Annotated in this window: 18 protein-coding genes and 1 pseudogene; 12 read left to right on the top strand and 7 right to left on the bottom strand. The window is 60.7% G+C overall.

The window, feature by feature from the left end:
- Positions 1-17 precede the first annotated feature (17 nt).
- The 7 genes from NKI41_RS26160 to NKI41_RS26130 all read right to left on the bottom strand — a co-directional run bounded on the left by NKI41_RS26160 (position 18) and on the right by NKI41_RS26130 (position 7,010).
- A complete protein-coding gene (locus tag NKI41_RS26160) occupies positions 18-1,526 on the bottom strand; it encodes a TadA family conjugal transfer-associated ATPase (RefSeq protein WP_352685697.1) in 1,509 nt (502 codons plus the stop codon).
- A gap of 29 nt (positions 1,527-1,555) precedes the next feature.
- A complete protein-coding gene (locus NKI41_RS26155; protein ID WP_352541280.1) occupies positions 1,556-2,839 on the bottom strand; it encodes a CpaE/TadZ family protein in 1,284 nt (427 codons plus the stop codon).
- Between the two features lie 55 nt (positions 2,840-2,894).
- Complete coding sequence (locus NKI41_RS26150) at positions 2,895-3,629, bottom strand: CpaD family pilus assembly protein (RefSeq protein WP_352541279.1); 735 nt, start codon at positions 3,627-3,629, stop codon at positions 2,895-2,897.
- A 14-nt stretch (positions 3,630-3,643) separates the two neighbouring features.
- Entirely contained in the window at positions 3,644-5,170 is a 1,527-nt protein-coding gene (locus NKI41_RS26145; protein ID WP_352685695.1) for a type II and III secretion system protein family protein, read from the bottom strand.
- A complete protein-coding gene (cpaB, locus tag NKI41_RS26140) occupies positions 5,167-5,982 on the bottom strand; it encodes a Flp pilus assembly protein CpaB (protein ID WP_023676931.1) in 816 nt (271 codons plus the stop codon). Before cpaB ends, NKI41_RS26145 begins: the two co-directional genes overlap by 4 nt.
- Positions 5,983-6,171: 189 nt before the next feature.
- A complete protein-coding gene (locus NKI41_RS26135; protein WP_352541278.1) occupies positions 6,172-6,690 on the bottom strand; it encodes an A24 family peptidase in 519 nt (172 codons plus the stop codon).
- A 149-nt stretch (positions 6,691-6,839) separates the two neighbouring features.
- A complete protein-coding gene (locus tag NKI41_RS26130) occupies positions 6,840-7,010 on the bottom strand; it encodes a Flp family type IVb pilin (RefSeq protein ID WP_023676929.1) in 171 nt (56 codons plus the stop codon).
- Between the two features lie 342 nt (positions 7,011-7,352).
- Here NKI41_RS26130 and NKI41_RS26125 point away from each other — a divergent pair, with 342 nt between their 5' ends.
- The 12 genes and pseudogenes from NKI41_RS26125 to NKI41_RS26070 all read left to right on the top strand — a co-directional run.
- Positions 7,353-7,775: a pilus assembly protein N-terminal domain-containing protein gene (locus NKI41_RS26125; RefSeq protein WP_352613897.1), complete on the top strand. Its 423-nt coding sequence runs from the start codon at positions 7,353-7,355 to the stop codon at positions 7,773-7,775.
- Positions 7,776-7,926: 151 nt separating this feature from the next.
- Positions 7,927-8,487, top strand: coding sequence for a TadE/TadG family type IV pilus assembly protein (locus tag NKI41_RS26120; RefSeq protein ID WP_352541276.1), 561 nt, complete (start codon positions 7,927-7,929; stop codon positions 8,485-8,487).
- Between the two features lie 30 nt (positions 8,488-8,517).
- Entirely contained in the window at positions 8,518-9,138 is a 621-nt protein-coding gene (locus NKI41_RS26115) for a TadE/TadG family type IV pilus assembly protein (RefSeq protein WP_023676926.1), read from the top strand.
- Between the two features lie 387 nt (positions 9,139-9,525).
- Complete coding sequence (locus NKI41_RS26110) at positions 9,526-10,767, top strand: phosphopentomutase (RefSeq protein ID WP_352685693.1); 1,242 nt, start codon at positions 9,526-9,528, stop codon at positions 10,765-10,767.
- Positions 10,760-11,650 carry a bifunctional DNA-formamidopyrimidine glycosylase/DNA-(apurinic or apyrimidinic site) lyase gene (gene mutM / locus NKI41_RS26105; protein WP_352685691.1) on the top strand — a complete coding sequence of 297 codons (891 nt, stop codon included), beginning with the start codon at positions 10,760-10,762 and terminating at the stop codon, positions 11,648-11,650. Before NKI41_RS26110 ends, mutM begins: the two co-directional genes overlap by 8 nt.
- A 24-nt stretch (positions 11,651-11,674) precedes the next feature.
- On the top strand, positions 11,675-12,448 hold the full coding sequence (locus NKI41_RS26100) for an enoyl-CoA hydratase (protein WP_352685689.1): 774 nt from the start codon (positions 11,675-11,677) through the stop codon (positions 12,446-12,448).
- 160 nt (positions 12,449-12,608) lie between these two features.
- The gene (gene rpsT / locus NKI41_RS26095) at positions 12,609-12,875 is read left to right on the top strand and encodes a 30S ribosomal protein S20 (RefSeq protein ID WP_023676922.1); all 267 of its coding nucleotides are present in this window, start codon (positions 12,609-12,611) and stop codon (positions 12,873-12,875) included.
- A gap of 915 nt (positions 12,876-13,790) precedes the next feature.
- A complete protein-coding gene (gene dnaA / locus NKI41_RS26090; protein ID WP_023676921.1) occupies positions 13,791-15,263 on the top strand; it encodes a chromosomal replication initiator protein DnaA in 1,473 nt (490 codons plus the stop codon).
- 208 nt (positions 15,264-15,471) lie between these two features.
- Entirely contained in the window at positions 15,472-16,590 is a 1,119-nt protein-coding gene (gene dnaN, locus NKI41_RS26085; protein ID WP_352685687.1) for a DNA polymerase III subunit beta, read from the top strand.
- A 26-nt stretch (positions 16,591-16,616) separates the two neighbouring features.
- Positions 16,617-17,765: a DNA replication/repair protein RecF gene (gene recF / locus NKI41_RS26080; protein ID WP_352470079.1), complete on the top strand. Its 1,149-nt coding sequence runs from the start codon at positions 16,617-16,619 to the stop codon at positions 17,763-17,765.
- A gap of 76 nt (positions 17,766-17,841) precedes the next feature.
- A complete protein-coding gene (locus tag NKI41_RS26075) occupies positions 17,842-18,603 on the top strand; it encodes a molybdopterin-synthase adenylyltransferase MoeB (protein ID WP_352470078.1) in 762 nt (253 codons plus the stop codon).
- A gap of 2 nt (positions 18,604-18,605) precedes the next feature.
- Positions 18,606-18,764: pseudogene (locus NKI41_RS26070) on the top strand (GNAT family N-acetyltransferase); the annotation flags it as partial.
- Positions 18,765-18,848: the final 84 nt, after the last annotated feature.

Raw genomic sequence — 18,848 nt, 5'->3', positions numbered from 1 at the left:
CCACGCTTCCAGACGGATCAATCAGCGCGTTTCTCCATCGCCTCGAGCGCAACCGCGAGGCGCTGCTCCTCACCGTAGTAGCGGGCGCGCTCCCAGAAATGCGGACGGCCGATGCCAGTCGACACGTGCTCGCCCAGCAGCCGGCCGTTCGCGTCCTCGCCCTTGATGTTATAGAGAACGATGTCCTGGGTGATGATGACGTCGCCTTCCATGCCGATCACCTCGGTGATGTGGGTGATACGCCGCGATCCGTCGCGCAGGCGTGCAGCCTGTATGATCACGTCGACGGAGCCGACGACGATTTCGCGCACGGTTTTTTGCGGCAGCGTGTAGCCGCCCATGGCGATCATCGACTCTATGCGGTTGAGGCATTCGCGCGGGCTGTTCGAGTGGATCGTTCCCATCGAGCCGTCATGGCCGGTGTTCATCGCCTGCAGCAGGTCGAACACTTCGGGTCCGCGCACTTCGCCGACGATAATACGTTCGGGGCGCATGCGCAGACAGTTCTTGACCAGATCGCGCATGGTCACTTCGCCCTCGCCTTCGAGGTTGGGCGGACGGGTTTCGAGACGCACCACATGCGGCTGCTGCAATTGCAACTCAGCTGAGTCCTCGCAGGTGATGACGCGTTCTTCGCGGTCGATATAGTTGGTCAGGCAATTGAGCAGCGTCGTCTTGCCTGAGCCGGTACCGCCCGAGATGACAATGTTGCAGCGGACACGCCCGATGATCTTGAGAATCTCGGCCCCTTGCGGAGAAATCGAGCCGAACTTGACCAGCTGGTCGAGCGTCAGCTTGTCCTTCTTGAACTTGCGGATGGTAAGTGCGGTGCCGTCGATAGCCAGGGGCGGTGCGATGACGTTGACACGGGAGCCATCAGGAAGACGCGCATCGCAGATCGGGCTTGATTCATCGACGCGGCGGCCAACCTGGCTGACGATACGCTGGCAGATGTTGAGGAGCTGCTGGTTGTCGCGGAAACGGATGCCGGTCTGCTCGACCTTGCCGTTGACTTCGATGTAGACGTTCTTGGAGCCATTAACCATGATGTCGGCAATATCGTCGCGGGCAAGCAGTGGCTCCAGCGGCCCGTAGCCCAAAACGTCGTTGCAGATATCCTCGAGAAGCTCTTCCTGCTCGGCGATGGACATCGCGAAATTCTTGATCGCGATGATGTCGTTGACAATGTCGCGGATTTCCTCGCGCGCGCTTTCGGGATCGAGTTTGGCGAGCTGCGACAGATCTATCGTATCGATGAGTGCGGCGAAGACCTGGCTTTTGGTGTCGTAGTAGGTTTCGCTCTTTTGGCGCTGGATACTTTTCGGCTCCGGCGCCAATGGCGGCGGCTCGACCGCACGGCGAACCGCCGGCGCGGCAGGCGCGCCGGATGGCGGCAGCGCCGCCGGCCTGGCAGCTACAGCCACTTCCACAGGGTTCGCGGCCGCCGGCGCGGCAGGCGCGGGTGCTGGCTGACGGAATTCCGGAATGGTCCGGTTGCCGTCGTCGCTGCCTCTTTTACCAAACATGATCGCTTACCAATTCCACCGCTGAGGCATCACTTCTTGTTGCGCGAAAGCTTGCCGATCAGACTGCCGAGGCCAGCCTTCTTCTTCACCTTGATTTCGCTGCGCCCTGTCAGCACATGGGCGATCTCGTTGATCGTGGCGACAACCGGACTCTTGGCATCCATCTCACCGAGCATACGTCCGTTGTTGGCAGCATTTCCGAACAAAAGCGGCTCGAACGGGATGACCGACATCGGCGAAAGGCCGAGCGATTCGGAGAAGTCGGACGGCGTAATCTCAGGACGTTTCGGCACACCGGCCTGGTTGATCACAAGCTTTGGCGCTGGGTCGTTCGGACGAAGCCGCTTCAGCATGTCGACCAGGTTCTTCGTGTTGCGCAGATTGGCAAGTTCGGGCGTCGCCGTGATGACGATCTCGTCGGCCTTGACCAGCGTGTTCTTGGTCCAGCCGGCCCACACGTGGGGAACATCGAGCACGAGGAGCGGCGCGCTACGCTGGGCTATGTCGATAAGCTGGGTGAAGGCGTCGGGATCGAAATCGTAGACCCGCTCCAGGGTCGAAGGGGCCGCAAGCAGCGACAGGTGCTCGGCGCATTGGGCGAGCAGCCGGTCGAGATAGACCTCATCGACGCGTTCCGGCGAGAAGACTGCCTCGGCAATGCCTTGCGCCGGATCCTGGTCGAAATTGATATTGGCCGTTCCGAAGGCGAGGTCGAGATCGGCGACAACCACTTCGGATTTGAAAAGGGACGACATGGCCCAGGCCACATTATGGGCTATGGTCGAGGAGCCGACGCCGCCTTTGGCGCCGATGAAGGCAATCGAGCGGCCGATCGGCTCAGCTTCCGGATCAACGAAGATCGAAGACACCACGCTGACGATGTCGGCCATCGATACGGGCGCGATGACATACTCGGAAATGCCCGAACGGATGAGTTCGCGGTACAGACCGACATCGTTGTAGTGGCCGACAACCACCACCTTGGAGGTCGGGTCGCAATGCTCGGAGAGCTGGGCGAGTTGTTCCAGCAACAGCTTCGGCTCGCTGCGCGATTCAAGCAGGATCAGGTTCGGCGTCGGCGCCGACTGATAGAATTCGATAGCGGTGGGGATGCCCCCCATATGCACCTTCAAATGGGCCTTGGCCATGCGGCGATCCTCGCCGGCGCGCTCGACCGGATTGGCTACGCCTTCGGTCTCGCAAAATGCCTGGATCGAAATGCGCGGGATCGGCCGCAACGCCTGCATCGCGGCAATATCCTGCTCCGAGGTTTCGCCGCCCGGTACCTCTGTGTCATAGGCAAGATTGCTCATTGTCATCACTTTCCGTGACTTGCGCGGCTTAGGGTTTGTTGAGCCTCAACACTCGTTAATATTCGACTTCCGAATTGCCGAGGAATTCGTCCGAAATACCTCTGTCACGATAGACGTCGATCACCGCGCCGCGATTTTCCGCGTCGATCGGCGTCGGCTTGCGTGGCCCGATCAGATCGGACGGATTGGCCATCTGGGCAGCCAGGTTGTTCTGATACGAACAGCCGAAATCGGCATAGTGCTTGTTTTCCGAAGTCTGCAGCAGGTCTTCGGGCCAGCGCCCGCATTTATCCGTCTGAGCCTTCACCGAGACGTAGGCAACACGAACCGGTGCGGACGCTTCGGCCGAAACAGACTGATAGGACCGCATGTCGATCCGCTTCCGGCTGATGCCGCTGGCTATGGCCAGCCTGGCGAAATCGCGGCCGGCCGCGGCCGCTGCGATTTCGTTGGCTGAGCCGCTCGGAATCTCGATCGTCAGCACCGGAGCCGCGCTCCTGTCGTATCCGTCCAGGAAGCCCAGGAGCGTGTCACGTTGGGATCTGGTCATGCCACGGTCGCCGGCGCCGACCGGAAGGTCGATCTTCTGTACCTTCTCGGCTATGACGATCGGATGGGTGGTGCGATAATCGTCCGGTATGGCACCCACCGTGACGCTGTCGCGATTGGCGCAGCCGGCCAGCAATGCCGCCATCGCGATCGCCATAATGGGAACGGCCGGCCGCCAGATTCGCGAATGGACTGACCGCGTCGCGGTGATCGCCCGTGCCTTCGATGTTGCCTTAGACATGACCGCTTCCCCGCTTACTTGTAGATAAAGCCGACAACGCCGTGGTAACGGCCGTTGGGCTTGTTGGTCTGCATGGTGCCGTAGACACGGTTGACGCGGCCAAGGAAAATGCCGGCGCCATCGCTGGCGGCGTTGAAATTGTCATCCGGCTTGGCAAGATCGTTGCGCGCCACCGGCTTCACCAGATAGGGCGTAATGATGATGACGAGCTCGGTCTCGTTGCGAACGAAATCCCTGCTGCGGAACAGCGCGCCAAGCACTGGAATCTTTGTCAGACCGGGCAAGCCGTTGACAGCTTGCCTGAGATCATCGCGGACAAGGCCGGCAATCATCATCGAGCCGCCCGAAGGCAGTTCCACTGTTGTGTCGGCCAAGCGCTTGCGGAGCGACAGGGCATTCATGCCCGGGCTCGTTACGCCTTCGGACAAAGACACAGATCCCTCCGTTGTCGGCTCGGAAACCGAGGTTCTGACTTTCAGGCTGATACGGCCGGGAGACAGCACCACCGGCTGGAATTCCAGGCCAATGCCGTATTCGATCTTCTCGACCGAATACGTCTTCAGACCGGTCTGGTTATCGTTTGATACGGCTTGGGAAACGCTGGTCACCATGTTGTATTCGCCGCCAACCTTGAAGGTCGCCTTCTCGCCGGATACGGCCGTCAATGTTGGTTCGGCGAGGGTTTTCATGACACCGGACTGTTCCATGGCATTGATGTAGGCCTGCAGCGTCGAGCTCCCGATAGAGAGGCCCGAGTTCGACAGCGACTTGCCCAAACCAGTGAAATTGTCGCTTACCGCGCCCCAGCTGATGCCGTTGCTGCTGCCGTTGCCCACCATGTTGACGCCGAGCTGCTTCATCACCGAGCGGCTGACTTCCGCGACCGTCACCTTCAGCGTCACCTGGTCGTCGCCGATGATCTGCAGCAGGTTGACGATCTTGCTGACGCGGCGCTCGGCATCCGGGTTATCGATCGCGACGCCGGCTTCAGCCGAACCGCCGGCAGCGGTCTGCGAGTATTGACCCGTGGTTGCCTCGCCGCCGGACACGAAAATAGTTGCCAGATCGGCCGCGCGCTTGGCGTCCAGAGGAGTGTCCACGGTTCCGGTCAGAACGACGTTGTCGTTCAGCAACTCGACCTTGACCTCCGATGACGGGATGAAGCGCTTGATATAATCCTCCAGCCCGGCGACGTCACGTTCGACCGCTAGGTCAAGGCTGACGATCTGCTCGCCATTCGAGCCAAAGACGAAGATATTTGTCTCGCCGACCGCCTTTCCAAACAGATAGATGCGCCTGGCGGTGCGGGTCACCGCGTCGGCTACAGCGGGGTTGGCGACGAGAATGTCGTAGGCATCGCTCGGGAGGTCGATGACCACCGACTTGTTCAGTCCGAGCTTAACCCGCTGGGTGGCGGTCGAAGCCGTCACCCTGGCATTGCCTGCCGCATTGGCATCGACAATGCCATATGCACTCGTTCCAAGGAGAAACAGGCCGATCGCCGCAGCCAGGATGAGCGGCAGTTTGGTCTTTAGCCTCATTTCCTTGCCCCCACTTCGGAAACTTCGCCCGACTTGATCAACCGCACGGTTCCGCGCCGGCCATTGCCGGAAACCAGGTAATCGGCTTCGCCCACATTCTTGTCCTGACTGTCCTTGATCGAGCGCAGCGCCAATGTCAGGCGATCCGCCATCTGCTGTGCGACGGTGATGATCTCGGACTGCTGCGGCGTCAGTTCCAGGGTGGCGGTCTGGCCAACCCTGGTCTTCTTACCTTCCTCGTCCTCCTGAATGGTCTGGTCGATCGCCAGGACGCGAATGTTCTTCAGGATAGTTTCGGTCGTGAAGCCCGGACCACCGCCGTTGGCGGGATCGGCTCTGCGGGTCATGATGACGTCGACGAAATCGTTGGGAAGAATAAAGCCACCGGCCGAGGTGTCGGCCGAGATGCTTGTGGCAACGGCCCGCATGCCGGAGGGCAGGATCGACGACATGAAGCTTTGCCCTTCACCGATCAGCTTCGAGCGCCGCAGCGGCTCGCCGGCGTAGAGCGCCACGCGAGCGACGGCGCCCTTCAGCTTGTCCAGCGCTTCAGGCTCGGCGGCGCGGGTGATGAAATTTGCGTTGATGCCTGCGGACGGCCATGACTCCCAGGAAATGTTGTTTTCAAGCGGACTGCCCATCGGAACGTCGCCGGAAAGAACAAGCACATCCTGCAGCGCGATCGCCGGCGCCTGAGGACCGGAATCGACAACCGGAGGCGGCGGAGCCACGACCATGTTCTTCGCGACATAGCCTGCACCACCGGCCGCGGCTATCGCCACGCTCAGAATAATCAATCGGGATGCTGGCATCTGTCCGAACCTCGCCTTGGCAAACCACGTAGCCAAGCGGGACTTTGCAGCGGCAATCGTCAAAACAAGGTTAATGTTATACTTACGATCGTGATTAATTTAACGTTTATATAAATTGGATCGACAAGCCCGGCCCGAAGGAAAACGTGGCCAACTCGCCTGCTCGGCGCCAACCGCGTAAAGTGAACTTCAGCCCGCCAGCCTGGTAAGTCCCCAGGCCATCAATGGCGAGTCGGAATAGGTGAGCAGACCGCCAATGCCAAGCGCGATGCCGTACGGAACGCCGGTCGCCTCATCGGCGAAATGGCGCAGGAACGGATTATGGCTTGTGACGGCGGCAAGCGGCGATTTTCGATAGGCGAGGATGGCTAGCGTCAGCAGGCCGCCGATGAATGTCGAGGCGACGAGGTATTCGATGAGATGGATGTTCAGTCCCATCCACATGGCAGTGGCAGCCAGAAGCTTGGCGTCGCCGCCGCCCATGCCGCCCAGCGCGAACAGGCCGAACGTCACCGCGAGAACCAGGCCGGCGGCGGCGAAATGCCAGCCATAGGTGGCCCAGTCCATACCGGTCAAAGGCGCAACCAAGGCGAAGACGACCACAAGCAACACCGGCACGCGATTGGCGATCGTCATCGAAAGCATGTCGGAGATCGCGGCAAAAAGCATGCAGAACGGAAATACGACGAAGATCACGGCTTCAAGCATCGGCGCGCCTATGACCCAATTGCATCTGGCCCCCAACCCAATCCTATTCGACTAACGACTGATGAGGCGCAAATTTCAATTCATACCAGGACTAAATAAGGGCCGCCAGTGCGGCGGCCCTTATTTCAGAACAACCGAACCCGTTACGGTCAGCTACCGTTCACCTTAGTGGAGATGGCGGTGAACTTGGCGTTCAGCGAGTTGCCGAGCTGGCCGGCGCCGACCATGATGGCGAGTGCGATAAGAGCGGCGATCAGACCGTATTCGATAGCGGTCGCGCCGGATTCGTCCTTCACAAAACGTGCGATGAGGTTAGACATTCGAGCTCCTACTCCAATTGTTACAGCACTTCCGTCAACTTCTCTTGGTGGCTGATCGGATACTGCGAATCTAAGGAGAAGCTGTTTCAATCGGCTTAATAAACAGGCTTACCGATTCCTTTCCCGCTTCGACGACATTGCGTGGTTAACCCAGAACTAAAATACCCGCCGCCAGGGCCTCGGCCGACAAAAGGCGCAACAGGCGCAATTCGGCAAAGACGTTTCAGCCGTGCCGGCTAGGCCCAATGCCGGTTCCGGCTTGATCCTGAATTCCAGCCGCTTAACGGTTGGTTCACCAATCTCGTTCATGTTCCGTTGAACAGTTTGCCAGGGGGCGCCTCAATGGCCGGGCCGAGATCATCATTTCCAGTTGCCGTGCTTTTTGCCGCAGCGGCTTTCGCCTTTCCAGCCAAGGCCGGCGCCGGCATCGAGGTGACGATGAACCAGGCAAAGATCATCAAATTGTCGCGCGCCGCCGATACGATTGTCGTCGGCAATCCGGCGATCGCCGACGCCTCCGTGCAGGACGCATCGACGATCGTACTGACCGGCAAGGGATTTGGCGTCACCAATCTCGTCGTCCTCGACCAGCAGGGCAATCCGATCGTCGATGAGCAAATAACCGTCGTGCGCCAGGCAGCGTCGTCGGTGCGCATCTATCGGCGTTCCGAAGTACAGACCATGTCCTGCGCGCCATATTGCGAAAGCTCGTATAAGAGCGATGCCGAGAAGGCCTCTGAAGCCGAAATGAGCGCCGTGCATTAGCTAGCCGACGTCTCCGTCTTTGGCGGGAACGTGCTTCGGTTATCGCCGGGTTAAGGCCTTCCCGTTGAATTTAACGGTCATTCCAACCGGACTTCAATCGGTTCCGACTAAGGGTGGACCGATACAGAAGCGGCATCGGCGGGCAGCGGACATGAGCAAGGCAGGACGAGCAGGCTCTCCAAGACGGTTTTTGGGCGACCGCCGCGGAAGCACGGCGATCGAATTCGCCATGCTTGCAATTCCTTTCGCGCTTCTTGTCTTCGCCATCCTGGAGAGCTGCATTTCTTTTGCCGCACAGGAAGTGATGGCAAACGCAACCGACGACATCGCGCGCCAGCTGCGTACCGGCCAATTAAGACCGACCGATGTGTCCGGCACCAAGCTGCGGGATATGATCTGCACCAAATTGGAGATCATGGTCGCGAAGACCTGTCCCGGATTGCTGGTGGACTTGCGCGAATATCCGACCTTCGCCGATGCGGCGCTGGCCGGTTTCAAGATCCAGGATGGCGACGTCGTGCTGACCAAAGGCACGAGCACACAGACCTTCACCGTCGCACCTGGCCTGGCGGAGTCGAGAAACATGCTGCGTGTTTTTTACAAATGGCCGGTGATGACCGACTTCATGGCCAAATCGATGGCCAACCTGAAGGACGGCAAAACGCTGCATTTTGCTTCGATCACTTGGCAGAACGAGCCGTTCGACAACTGAACCACGTAGTCGCTTGAAAAGGGCAAAGCCATGATTCGTGCGGGGGCACAGCTGGGCATCGCAGGGATTTGTACAAGAGCAGTCCGGCTTTGCTCGGACCGCCGCGGTATTGCGGCTGTCGAGTTTGCCCTCATCGTGCCTGTCCTGTTGATCATGTACTTTATGACAATGGAGGCCTCGCAAGCCATCGAGACCAGCAAGAAGGTCAGCCGCATCGGCAGCATGGTAGCGGACCTCGTCACGCAGCAGCAGACCGTCAAGGCGGCCGATGTCGATGCCATCATGGCGATCGGCAGTTCCACGCTCCAGCCCTACAACCGCTCGAAACCGAAGATCATTATCACGGCGATACAGGTGACCAACGAGACGACGCCGAAAGTCCTGGTCGTGTGGTCGCGCAAACTGGTCGATGGCGTCTCTAGCGTCGACGCTGTCAAGGATTCCACCACAACGGTCCCGAGCGCGCTCAAGATCAAAGGCACGTTCCTCATCCGGGTCGAAAGCGATCTCGCCTACAAGCCAATCATCACCTGGTCGGCGGACGGCCAAAGCCGGTTCGGGTTGAGCTCGGTCTTCAATTCGATATCGATGGCGGAAACATATTATCTGCGGCCGCGCAGGAGCCCGACCATTCCGTGCAGCGATTGCTGACGCCTGAAGCCCGCTAACCGGTCTGTTGCTATTGCTTGCGACCGCGGGCCGAGACTAGACGCACTATGGCTGCAGCCAGCACATCCCTCGGACCGGCAACGGTTCGACGACGATACCGATACGGAACGTTCCGATAATATCGCGCCACCGGCTCGCGCCAGGTTTGTGCAAGACGCATCCAGCAGCAAAGCCAGTACGTCGGCGAATGCTGTCAGGGCAAGCCTCATGCGAGCTCCGCGCCGCGCATTTCCATCCGCAGATCGACCATGCCGCGATTCGTCTCTCCGGGACCAGCACGCCAAGCCGTGCTGTTTGGGTTTCCGAATTGCCAATGGCGGCGCGGAACCCTATGTCTGAGCCAACACACAGGCAATGATGAACCTTTCGATGGCACGCGCCTTCCTTTTTGTCCTCGACTCCTTCGGCATCGGCGGCGCGGCCGATGCCGAACGTTATGGCGACACCGGCTCCAATACGTTCGCACACATCGCGCGGGCCTGCGCAGAAGGCCGCGCCGACCGCGAAGGCCTGCGTGCCGGACCCCTTCTTGTACCAAACATGCTCGCGCTCGGTCTCGGCCAGGCCGCGGCAACGGCAACGGGTTTCAGGTTTGAGAATGCCGGCAGTGCACCGCTTGCCGCCGCCTTTCACGGCGCGGCCCAAGAGGTTTCGAGCGGCAAGGATACGCCATCGGGCCATTGGGAAATAGCCGGCCTGCCGGTCCGTTTCGACTGGGGTTACTTCCCAGACAAGATTCCTGCCTTTCCGGCCGAGTTGACCGAAGCAATGGTGCGTGAAGGGAAGGTGCCTGGCATCCTCGGCAATTGCCATGCTCCGGGCACCGAGATTATCGAACGGTTCGGCGAAGACCATATCCGCACCGGCAAGCCGATCTGCTACACTTCGATCGACTCCGTCCTGCAGATCGCCGCGCATGAGGTTCATTTCGGCCTGGAACGGCTTTACGAGTTCTGCAAAGTGGTGCGCAGGCTCGTCGATCCGCTGAATATCGGCCGCGTCATCGCTCGGCCGTTTATCGGTGAAACCGCCGCCACGTTCGAGCGAACGCATAATCGTCGCGACTATGCCGTACCGCCACCGGAACCGACGCTGCTCGACCGGCTGACGGCGCGCGGCAGCCGGGTTATCGCGATCGGCAAGATCGGCGACATTTTCGCCCATCGGGGGATCTCGGAAGTCCGCAAGGCTGCCGGCAACATGGCGATGTTCGACAAAACGCTTGGTGCCATGGAAGACGCCCGCGACGGCGACCTCGTCTTCGCAAACTTTGTCGACTTCGACACCGAGTTCGGGCATCGGCGCGACGTTGCGGGATATGCCGCCGCACTCGAAGCTTTCGACCGGCGCCTGCCCGAGGCATTCGCACGGCTGAGGCCAGGCGATCTGCTCATCTTGACCGCCGATCACGGCAATGATCCGACGTGGCGCGGCACCGACCACACGCGCGAGCGTATTCCGATTATCGGGACACGGCCGGGTTTCAAAGGCGCAGACATCGGACTGAGGACAACATTTGCCGACATCGGCGAAACCGTGGCCGAACATCTCGGGCTGGCGCGCGGCCGTCACGGCACCTCCTTCCATGCCACGATAGGTGGCCATGCCTGAGCTGCCGGAGGTAGAGACAGTCAGGCGCGGTCTGCAGCCGGCCCTTGAAGGTGCCCGCATTGTCGGTGTCGAGGCACGCCGGCCGGATTTGCGGTTTCCGTTCCCCGAGAGATTTTCGGAGCGGCTGACCGGCAAGACGATTGCGGCGCTCGGCCGCCGTGCCAAATATCTGACAATGCACATGGACAACGGCCCGGTTCTGATCTGCCATCTCGGCATGTCGGGTTCGTTTCGCATCGAAACGGCCGACGAGAGCGCAACGCCCGGCGTGTTCCACCACGAACGCTCGAAAAACACTGCTCACGATCACGTCGTCTTCGACATCGCATCCCCTGCCGGCGTCCGCTCTCGCGTGATCTTCAACGACCCGCGCCGCTTCGGGTTCATGCTGTTTTCGGAAGGCGAGCCCGACATGCATCCGATGCTGGCGGGATTAGGCGTCGAGCCTACAGGCAACGCACTGGACGGCGCGCTGCTCGCTTCGTTGCTGAAAGGTCGCAAGTCACCGCTGAAAGCGGCACTTCTGGACCAGAGGCTGATTGCCGGGCTAGGCAATATCTACGTCTCGGAAGCGCTTTGGCGGGCCGGCCTGTCGCCGCTGCGCGAAGCGGGCACCCTCGCGAGAGCCGGCAAGAAAGCCAAAGAGCAGAGCGAACGCCTGGCCGAAGCAATCCGCTCGGTCGTCGCCGATGCGATCGCCGCCGGCGGCTCGTCGTTGCGCGATCATATGAAGACCGATGGATCACTGGGCTACTTCCAGCATTCCTTCGCGGTTTACGATCGCGAGGGGGAAGCCTGCTCCAAGCCTGGTTGTGGCGGCCACATCGAGCGTATCGTGCAAAGCGGTCGTTCGACTTTCCACTGCCGGGCCTGTCAGGCTTGAACAAGAAGCGAGGAGGAGCAAAGCATGGGCTATGAAACCATCATCGTCGAAACCCGCGGCAAGGTCGGGCTGATTACGCTGAACCGGCCGCAGGCGCTCAACGCGCTGAATTCACAAGTGCTGGCGGAACTGGTCGCGTCGGTGAATAGCATGGGCGCCAATGCCGACATCGGCGCCATGGTCATCACTGGTTCGGAAAAGGCTTTCGCGGCAGGTGCCGATATCAAGGAAATGCAGTCCATCTCCTATGTGGATGCCTATCTGCAGGATTTCTTCGTCGGCTGGGAAGAATTTACGCGGGCACGAAAGCCGATCATCGCGGCGGTGGCGGGCTATGCGCTGGGGGGCGGCTGCGAACTGGCGATGATGTGCGACTTCATCATCGCCGCCGACACTGCCAAGTTTGGCCAACCCGAGATCACGCTGGGCGTCATGCCCGGCATGGGCGGATCGCAGCGCCTGACCCGCTTTGTCGGCAAGTCGAAGGCGATGGATATGTGCCTGACGGGTCGAATGATGGACGCAGCCGAGGCCGAGCGTTCCGGCCTTGTGTCGCGCGTGGTGCCAGCCGGCGAGTTGATCGAGGAAGCGCTTAAGGCAGCGGCCAAGATCGCTGGTTTTTCCTTGCCGTCGGTGATGATGGCAAAGGAGGCCGTCAACCGCGCCTATGAGACGACGCTCACCGAGGGTCTGCGGTTCGAGCGCCGGCTGTTTCATTCGCTGTTTGCGCTGGATGACCAGAAGGAAGGCATGGCGGCCTTCAGCGGCAAGCGGAAGCCGAATTTCACGAACCGATGAGATGACGAAGGCGCCGGTCAAAAAGAAAGCGCTGCAGCGTTGACGCGCCGGAAAAGCTGAACTATAAGCCGCACCAACCGAGGCGGCCCTGTGGCTGCCCGTTTGTTTTTTGCGCCCTGCGGTATCCCGCAAGCGCCCACCAGATCAGAAGAGAGGCACCATGGCCAATACCTCCTCGGCCAAAAAGGCAACGCGCAAGATCGCCCGTCGCGCAGCGATCAACAAGAACCGCCGCTCCCGCGTCCGGACCTACATCCGCCAGGTCGAAGAGGCGCTCGCGGCCGGCGATAAGGCGGCCGCACAGGCTGCCTTCAAGGTGGCCGAGCCGGAATTGATGCGCGCCGCGACCAAGGGCGTGGTGCACAAGAACACGGCATCGCGTAAGGTGTCGCGGCTGGCCCAACGGGTCAAGGTGCTGTCGGCCTAATATATCTTTTCCTGAACTGCGCTTCTTCAAACCCGGCCAATCGCGCCGGGTTTTTTTCGTTTGCCGGCAAGTACTTAAAAGAAAGCCCGCAAAATGGCGCTCCGCGTGCATTTCAAAGTTCGAAATGCTTTGCCGGCGTATACATACCCGCTGATATTCGCAGCCTTCGAAACTGCCAATGCGAAAATTTCCGAGCGTCACAGATTACTGTTTTTTTTCAGAGGTTTACCGATGGTGATCCACAGCTTGTTCACATCGGCTGCGGCCGATAGGCGGCAATTGGCTGTCAAGCGAATTATTTCAGAAAATTTCGCGTTGTGTGGCCTTTTTCACATTCGCCGGAAAAGGGTTTGAATCACAATGGCTTTGTCAAAATCAACTGTTGCGGCATGGCGTTCGAAACGTGCCTTCCTAGCCAGATTCCTTAAAAATCCGTTAGGGGTGGCCTTGCCCTATCCACAGCGATTTCGGTAATGTCTGTCCATCGAAGGGACGGGCCCTTGGCCCTTGACCAGCCTGAAACCGGCCAGCTCAAATTGGCAGAGTTTACACCGCGGATTCAACTCCGCGGACGGGGTTGGTTTGTCTTTTCGATACGGTAGGGGACTGGCGTAATTGTACATGGCAGGTCGACGGTGCGCCGGCGGTTTTTCGCCGGACGGCATTTTGTTGCCCTGACATGACCAAAGCGGATCGGCTCTTCGGCGCCGGACCGACAACGAGGCGATTCATCAGCCGGCGGCGGCGATGGTGTCGCAGCGAAGACACGGTCGCCGGAAACATGGATGCAGGAGGCGCATCCCCGGCGGAAAACAGGTACAAGAGACAAGGAACTCGATCATGCAGAGCGGCGGCATCGAAAGGGAGCTTACAGGCGACCTCCCATTTCCTGGAACGTTAATCGGAAGGAACGACATGGCGGCTTCCAATGAAGCTGAACAGAAGTTCGATCGGGTCAAGGCCCAGTTGAAGGCGCGACTGGGAACCGAGGTCTATTCGAGCTGGTTCGGGCGCATGAAGGTCGCTGAATCCTCTAAGGGCATTGTCCGCATCTCAGTGCCAACCGCATTCCTGCGTTCATGGATCAACGGCCACTATCTCGATCTCATCACCGAGTTGTGGAAGCACGAGGATCCGGAGATCCTCAAGATCGAGATCGTGGTTCGCACCGCCACACGGCAGGGCCGCAACAGCGTCGAGCCAGAAGTGGCCCCGGCGCGCAAGATGACCAGGCAGACGCAAACCGCGCTCTCTGCGGGCACGGCGAGCCCCAGCAGGGTCGAACGGGTCCCGGTACCCCGCCCGGGGATGCCGGCAGAAACCGAGTTCCGGCACAATGTTCTCGGTTCGCCACTCGATCCACGCTACACTTTCACCTCCTTCATCGAAGGACCATCGAACCGAGTGGCTTTTGCCGCCGCCAAGGCGGTCGCGGAATCGCAGTCGAGCGCGGTGCGTTTCAATCCGCTCTTTCTGCACGCGACGGTCGGGCTGGGCAAAACGCACCTGTTGCAGGCGATCGCCGCAGAATCGCTGAAGCAGAATCCGAAATCGCGGGTCGTCTATCTGACGGCTGAGTATTTCATGTGGCGGTTCGCCACCGCGATCCGCGACAACAACGCACTGACGCTGAAAGAACAGCTGCGCGACATCGACCTCCTCATCATCGACGACATGCAGTTCCTGCAGGGCAAGTCGATCCAGCACGAATTCTGCCATTTAATCAACATGCTGCTCGACAGCGCCAAGCAAGTGGTGGTCGCTGCCGACCGGCCGCCGTCGGAATTGGAGTCGCTGGAGCCACGCGTCCGCTCGCGCCTCAACGGCGGCGTCGCGCTGGAAATGTCAGCCCCGGATTTCGCCATGCGTATCGGTATGCTCAAGCTCAGGCTTGCCACCGCCAAGCTCGACGATGCGTCGCTCGATATTTCCGAAGAGATCCTCAACCACGTCGCCCGCACGGTGACCGGCAGCGGACGCGAGCTCGAAGGTGCCTTCAACCAGCTTTTGTTTCGCCAATCCTTCGAACCGCAGATCACCATCGACCGCATCGACGAGATCCTTGGCCACATCTATCGTTCGGGCGAACCCAAGCGGGTGCGTATCGAGGACATCCAGCGCATCGTCGCGCGCCACTACAACGTGTCGAAGACCGAACTTCTGTCCAACCGGCGCACACGCACCATCGTCAAGCCACGGCAGGTCGCCATGTATCTGTCGAAGGTGATGACGCCGCGCTCGCTGCCGGAGATCGGGCGGCGGTTCGGCGGTCGTGACCATACGACCGTGCTGCATGCGGTGCGCAAGATCGAGGATCTTTCCGGTGCCGACAACACACTGGCGCAGGAACTCGAATTGCTGAGAAGGCTGATCAACGACCAGGCCTGACGGCCCGAAAAACGCCGGCTCGCGGACTCCGGCCTTTTTATCCCCTTTATCCCCGGAAAGCCCGTGCAGCCGGTCCGAACCGGTGGCGCGGGCTTGCGTTTGCCGGGTTTTTCCTGTCAGTTTACGCAGATTCTGAGCCTGTTCAGACCTTTCGCGGGGCGCCGCTTGCCGGAGACCCGTTCATTCATTCAAGCGAGCCTGTTTTGTCATGCGTGTTATCCTGGAACGGTCAAATCTCCTGAAGTCGCTCAACCATGTTCACCGCGTGGTCGAGCGGCGCAATACCATTCCGATCCTGTCGAACGTGCTGCTCAGCGCCGAGGGGGCCAGCCTTGAAATGAAGGCGACCGACCTCGACCTGGAGGTGACCGAATCAACGCCGGCAAAGGTCGAACGTGGCGGGGCGACGACGGTCCCGGCACATCTGCTCTACGACATCGTGCGCAAGCTTGCCGACGGCGCGGAGGTGGCGCTGAAGACCGACGAAGACGGCAACGCCATGACGGTGACGTCGGGGCGCTCGAGCTTCCGCCTGCAATGCCTGCCGCAGTCCGACTTTCCCGAGCTTTCAGCCGGGTCGTTCTCGCATATTTTCCGGCTCGATTCCGTCGGACTAAAGGGCCTCATCGAAAAGACCCAGTTTGCCATCTCGACCGAGGAGACGCGCTATTATCTGAACGGCATTTATCTGCACACGCACGAGGCCGGCGGCAAGCTGAAGCTGCGCTCTGTCGCGACCGACGGCCACCGGCTGGCGCGCGCCGAGATCGATGCGCCGGCAGGCTCTGAGGGCATGCCTGGCGTCATAATCCCGCGAAAGACGGTCAGCGAGCTGCAAAAGCTGGTCGACGATCCCGATGTTGCAGTCACCACCGAGTTGTCCGACACCAAGATCCGTTTCACCATCGGCAGCGTTATCTTGACCTCCAAGCTGATCGACGGCACTTTCCCGGACTACCAGCGCGTCATTCCGACCGGCAACGACAAGAAGCTGATTATCGATCGCCAGAGTTTCGCCGCTGCCGTCGATCGCGTTTCGACCATTTCGTCCGAACGCGGCCGGGCGGTGAAGCTTTCGATCGCCGAAGGGCAGGTCACGCTTGCGGTCAACAACCCGGATTCGGGCAGTGCCACCGAGGAACTGGCGGCCGACTATTCGTCCGATCCGATTGAAATCGGCTTCAACGCCAAATACCTGCTCGACGTTGCCGCGCAACTGACCGGCACGGAGGCGAAGTTCATGCTGGCGGATGCCGGTTCCCCGACACTGATCCACGATATGGCCGACGAGACCGCGCTCTACGTGCTGATGCCGATGCGGGTGTAGGGCCCGAACGGGGCCATCTTGCTGTCGTGACCAGATCTGCAAAACCGCAGCAGACGTACATAAGTAAGCTCATACTTACGAATTTCCGCAACTATGCGGCGTTGGCAATCGACCTTGATCCCGGCGCTGTCGTTTTCTCCGGCGACAATGGCGCCGGCAAGACCAATCTGCTTGAAGCGATCTCGCTGCTCACGCCGGGCCGCGGCCTGCGCCGCGCACCCTATTCCGAGGTGGCGCGCGAAGGCGGCGACGGTGGCTTTGCGCTGCATGCCCGGCTTGACGGGCCGGAAGGCCAGGTCGAGATCGGTACCGGAATATCGGGCAGCGACGGCGAAGCCGGCCGGCGGGTGCGGATCAACGGCGCGACGGCACGCTCAGCCGAAGACATGCTGGAATGGCTGCGCGTGGTCTGGCTGACACCGGCCATGGACGGCCTGTTCCCCGGGCCGGCTGCCGACCGCCGGCGCTTCCTAGACCGGCTGGTGCTGGCGATCGATCCTGGCCACGGCCAGCGCGCGCTTGACTACGAAAAGGCAATGCGCGGCCGCAACAGACTGCTCGCCGACGGTTCACGCGACGGTGCCTGGTTCGATGCGATCGAGATGCAAATGGCCGAGACCGGCGTGGCGATTGCCGCGGCGCGTGCCGAACTGGTGCGCCTGCTCGCCGCCATGATCGACCGGCTGCCCGGCGACGGACCGTTTCCGCAAGCCGACATCGGCATCTCTGGCGAACTGGAAGGCGAACTCGGTATTTTGCCGGCCGTCGACGTAGAGGAACGGTTCCGTCGTGCGCTTGCCCAGGGGCGCGACCGCGACCGCACCGCCGGACGCACGCTCGACGGCCCGCACCGTTCCGACCTCGTGGTGCGCCACCGGCCCAAGGCGATGCCGGCCGAGCTCTGTTCGACCGGCGAGCAGAAGGCGCTGCTGGTCGGCATTGTCTTGTCGCATGCGCGGCTAACCGGTGAGATGTCGGGCATGACACCGATCCTGCTGCTCGACGAGATCGCCGCCCATCTCGACGGCGGTCGACGGGCGGCCTTGTTCTCGATCCTGGAGGAACTAAACTGCCAGGCCTTCATGACCGGGACCGATGCCGCGTTGTTTGACAGCCTCAAGGGACGCGCGCAATTCCTGACCGTCGATCACGGCACGGTCAGGCCGACCATTTGAACTTGGTTCATGGCGCACTTCTGAGCGGCATGCATTGATACCTGACAAGCTTTTTCCTCCGCTATATGGTCCGGCGATGATCACAGCCGCCCTCACCGATGAAGAGCTCGAACGCTACGCCCGCCACATCGTGCTGCCCGAGATCGGCGGCGCCGGCCAGCAGCGGCTGAAGCGGGCGCGGGTGCTCGTCATTGGCGCCGGCGGATTGGGAGCGCCTGTGCTCGAATATCTCGCCGCCGCAGGGATTGGCACTCTCGGTATCGTCGACGACGACATCGTTTCGCTTTCCAACCTGCAACGACAAGTGATCCACGGCACGGACATGGTCGGCATGGCAAAAACCGACAGTGCCAGAGCGGCGATCATCCGCATCAATCCAAACGTCGTCGTGGAAGAGCACAATTTCAGGCTGACCGTCGACAACGCCCCTACCCTCATTGCCCGTTATGACATCGTCGTTGACGGCTCCGACAATTTCGAGACACGCTACGCGGTGGCCGACGCCTGCGCCGCGGAAAGCCGGCCGCTCGTGCATGCCGCCGTTGGCCGCTTCGACGGCTCGGTCACCGTACTGAAGCCATTCGAAACCGGCCCGGACGGCAAGTTGAACCCAAGCTACCGCGATCTCTTTCCCGAGGCGCCGCCGCCGGGACTTGTGCCATCCTGCGCGGTGGCCGGCATTGTCGGCGCGCTGACCGGGGTCATCGGCACGCTGCAAGCCATGGAAGCGATCAAGCTGATCACCGGGATTGGCGAGCCGCTGGTCGGACGACTGCTGCTCTACGATGCGCTGGCGGCACGCTTCGACACGATCCGCTACAAGCGAACCAGCCCGTGAGCCTGCCTGCCGACGTTTCCATCGTGCAGCTTGCGGCCGATTTCGACCGTTGGGACGAGGTGCTGGCGCTGGTCATGCGCGCCTTCGCCTTTATGGACGAGGTTATTGACCCGCCGTCCTCGGCGCATCGGCTCACCGTTGAAAATCTCAGGGCTAGAGCGTCGACCGTGAACTATCCGCAAGCCGTTGATCTGGCATGTTGATTGAGGCGGATAGCGGCTTTTGGATTGCAGGATTAGCGGTTT

Source organism: Mesorhizobium sp. M0601 (assembly GCF_040320845.1).
Taxonomy (GTDB): domain Bacteria; phylum Pseudomonadota; class Alphaproteobacteria; order Rhizobiales; family Rhizobiaceae; genus Mesorhizobium.
The sequence above is the reverse complement of the archived record's forward strand: the minus strand, read 5'-3'. Positions and strand labels throughout refer to the sequence as shown.

Coding starts and splice junctions, on each gene's coding strand:
- NKI41_RS26120 (WP_352541276.1), top strand. CDS start 7,927: ATGAGCAAGGCAGGACGAGCAGGCTCTCCAAGACGGTTTTTGGGCGAC.
- rpsT (WP_023676922.1), top strand. CDS start 12,609: ATGGCCAATACCTCCTCGGCCAAAAAGGCAACGCGCAAGATCGCCCGT.
- cpaB (WP_023676931.1), bottom strand. CDS start 5,982: ATGCCAGCATCCCGATTGATTATTCTGAGCGTGGCGATAGCCGCGGCC.
- NKI41_RS26135 (WP_352541278.1), bottom strand. CDS start 6,690: ATGCTTGAAGCCGTGATCTTCGTCGTATTTCCGTTCTGCATGCTTTTT.
- NKI41_RS26115 (WP_023676926.1), top strand. CDS start 8,518: ATGATTCGTGCGGGGGCACAGCTGGGCATCGCAGGGATTTGTACAAGA.
- NKI41_RS26145 (WP_352685695.1), bottom strand. CDS start 5,170: ATGAGGCTAAAGACCAAACTGCCGCTCATCCTGGCTGCGGCGATCGGC.
- NKI41_RS26155 (WP_352541280.1), bottom strand. CDS start 2,839: ATGAGCAATCTTGCCTATGACACAGAGGTACCGGGCGGCGAAACCTCG.
- NKI41_RS26110 (WP_352685693.1), top strand. CDS start 9,526: ATGGCACGCGCCTTCCTTTTTGTCCTCGACTCCTTCGGCATCGGCGGC.
- NKI41_RS26150 (WP_352541279.1), bottom strand. CDS start 3,629: ATGTCTAAGGCAACATCGAAGGCACGGGCGATCACCGCGACGCGGTCA.
- NKI41_RS26160 (WP_352685697.1), bottom strand. CDS start 1,526: ATGTTTGGTAAAAGAGGCAGCGACGACGGCAACCGGACCATTCCGGAA.
- mutM (WP_352685691.1), top strand. CDS start 10,760: ATGCCTGAGCTGCCGGAGGTAGAGACAGTCAGGCGCGGTCTGCAGCCG.
- NKI41_RS26075 (WP_352470078.1), top strand. CDS start 17,842: ATGATCACAGCCGCCCTCACCGATGAAGAGCTCGAACGCTACGCCCGC.
- dnaN (WP_352685687.1), top strand. CDS start 15,472: ATGCGTGTTATCCTGGAACGGTCAAATCTCCTGAAGTCGCTCAACCAT.
- NKI41_RS26100 (WP_352685689.1), top strand. CDS start 11,675: ATGGGCTATGAAACCATCATCGTCGAAACCCGCGGCAAGGTCGGGCTG.
- NKI41_RS26130 (WP_023676929.1), bottom strand. CDS start 7,010: ATGTCTAACCTCATCGCACGTTTTGTGAAGGACGAATCCGGCGCGACC.
- dnaA (WP_023676921.1), top strand. CDS start 13,791: ATGGCGGCTTCCAATGAAGCTGAACAGAAGTTCGATCGGGTCAAGGCC.
- NKI41_RS26125 (WP_352613897.1), top strand. CDS start 7,353: ATGGCCGGGCCGAGATCATCATTTCCAGTTGCCGTGCTTTTTGCCGCA.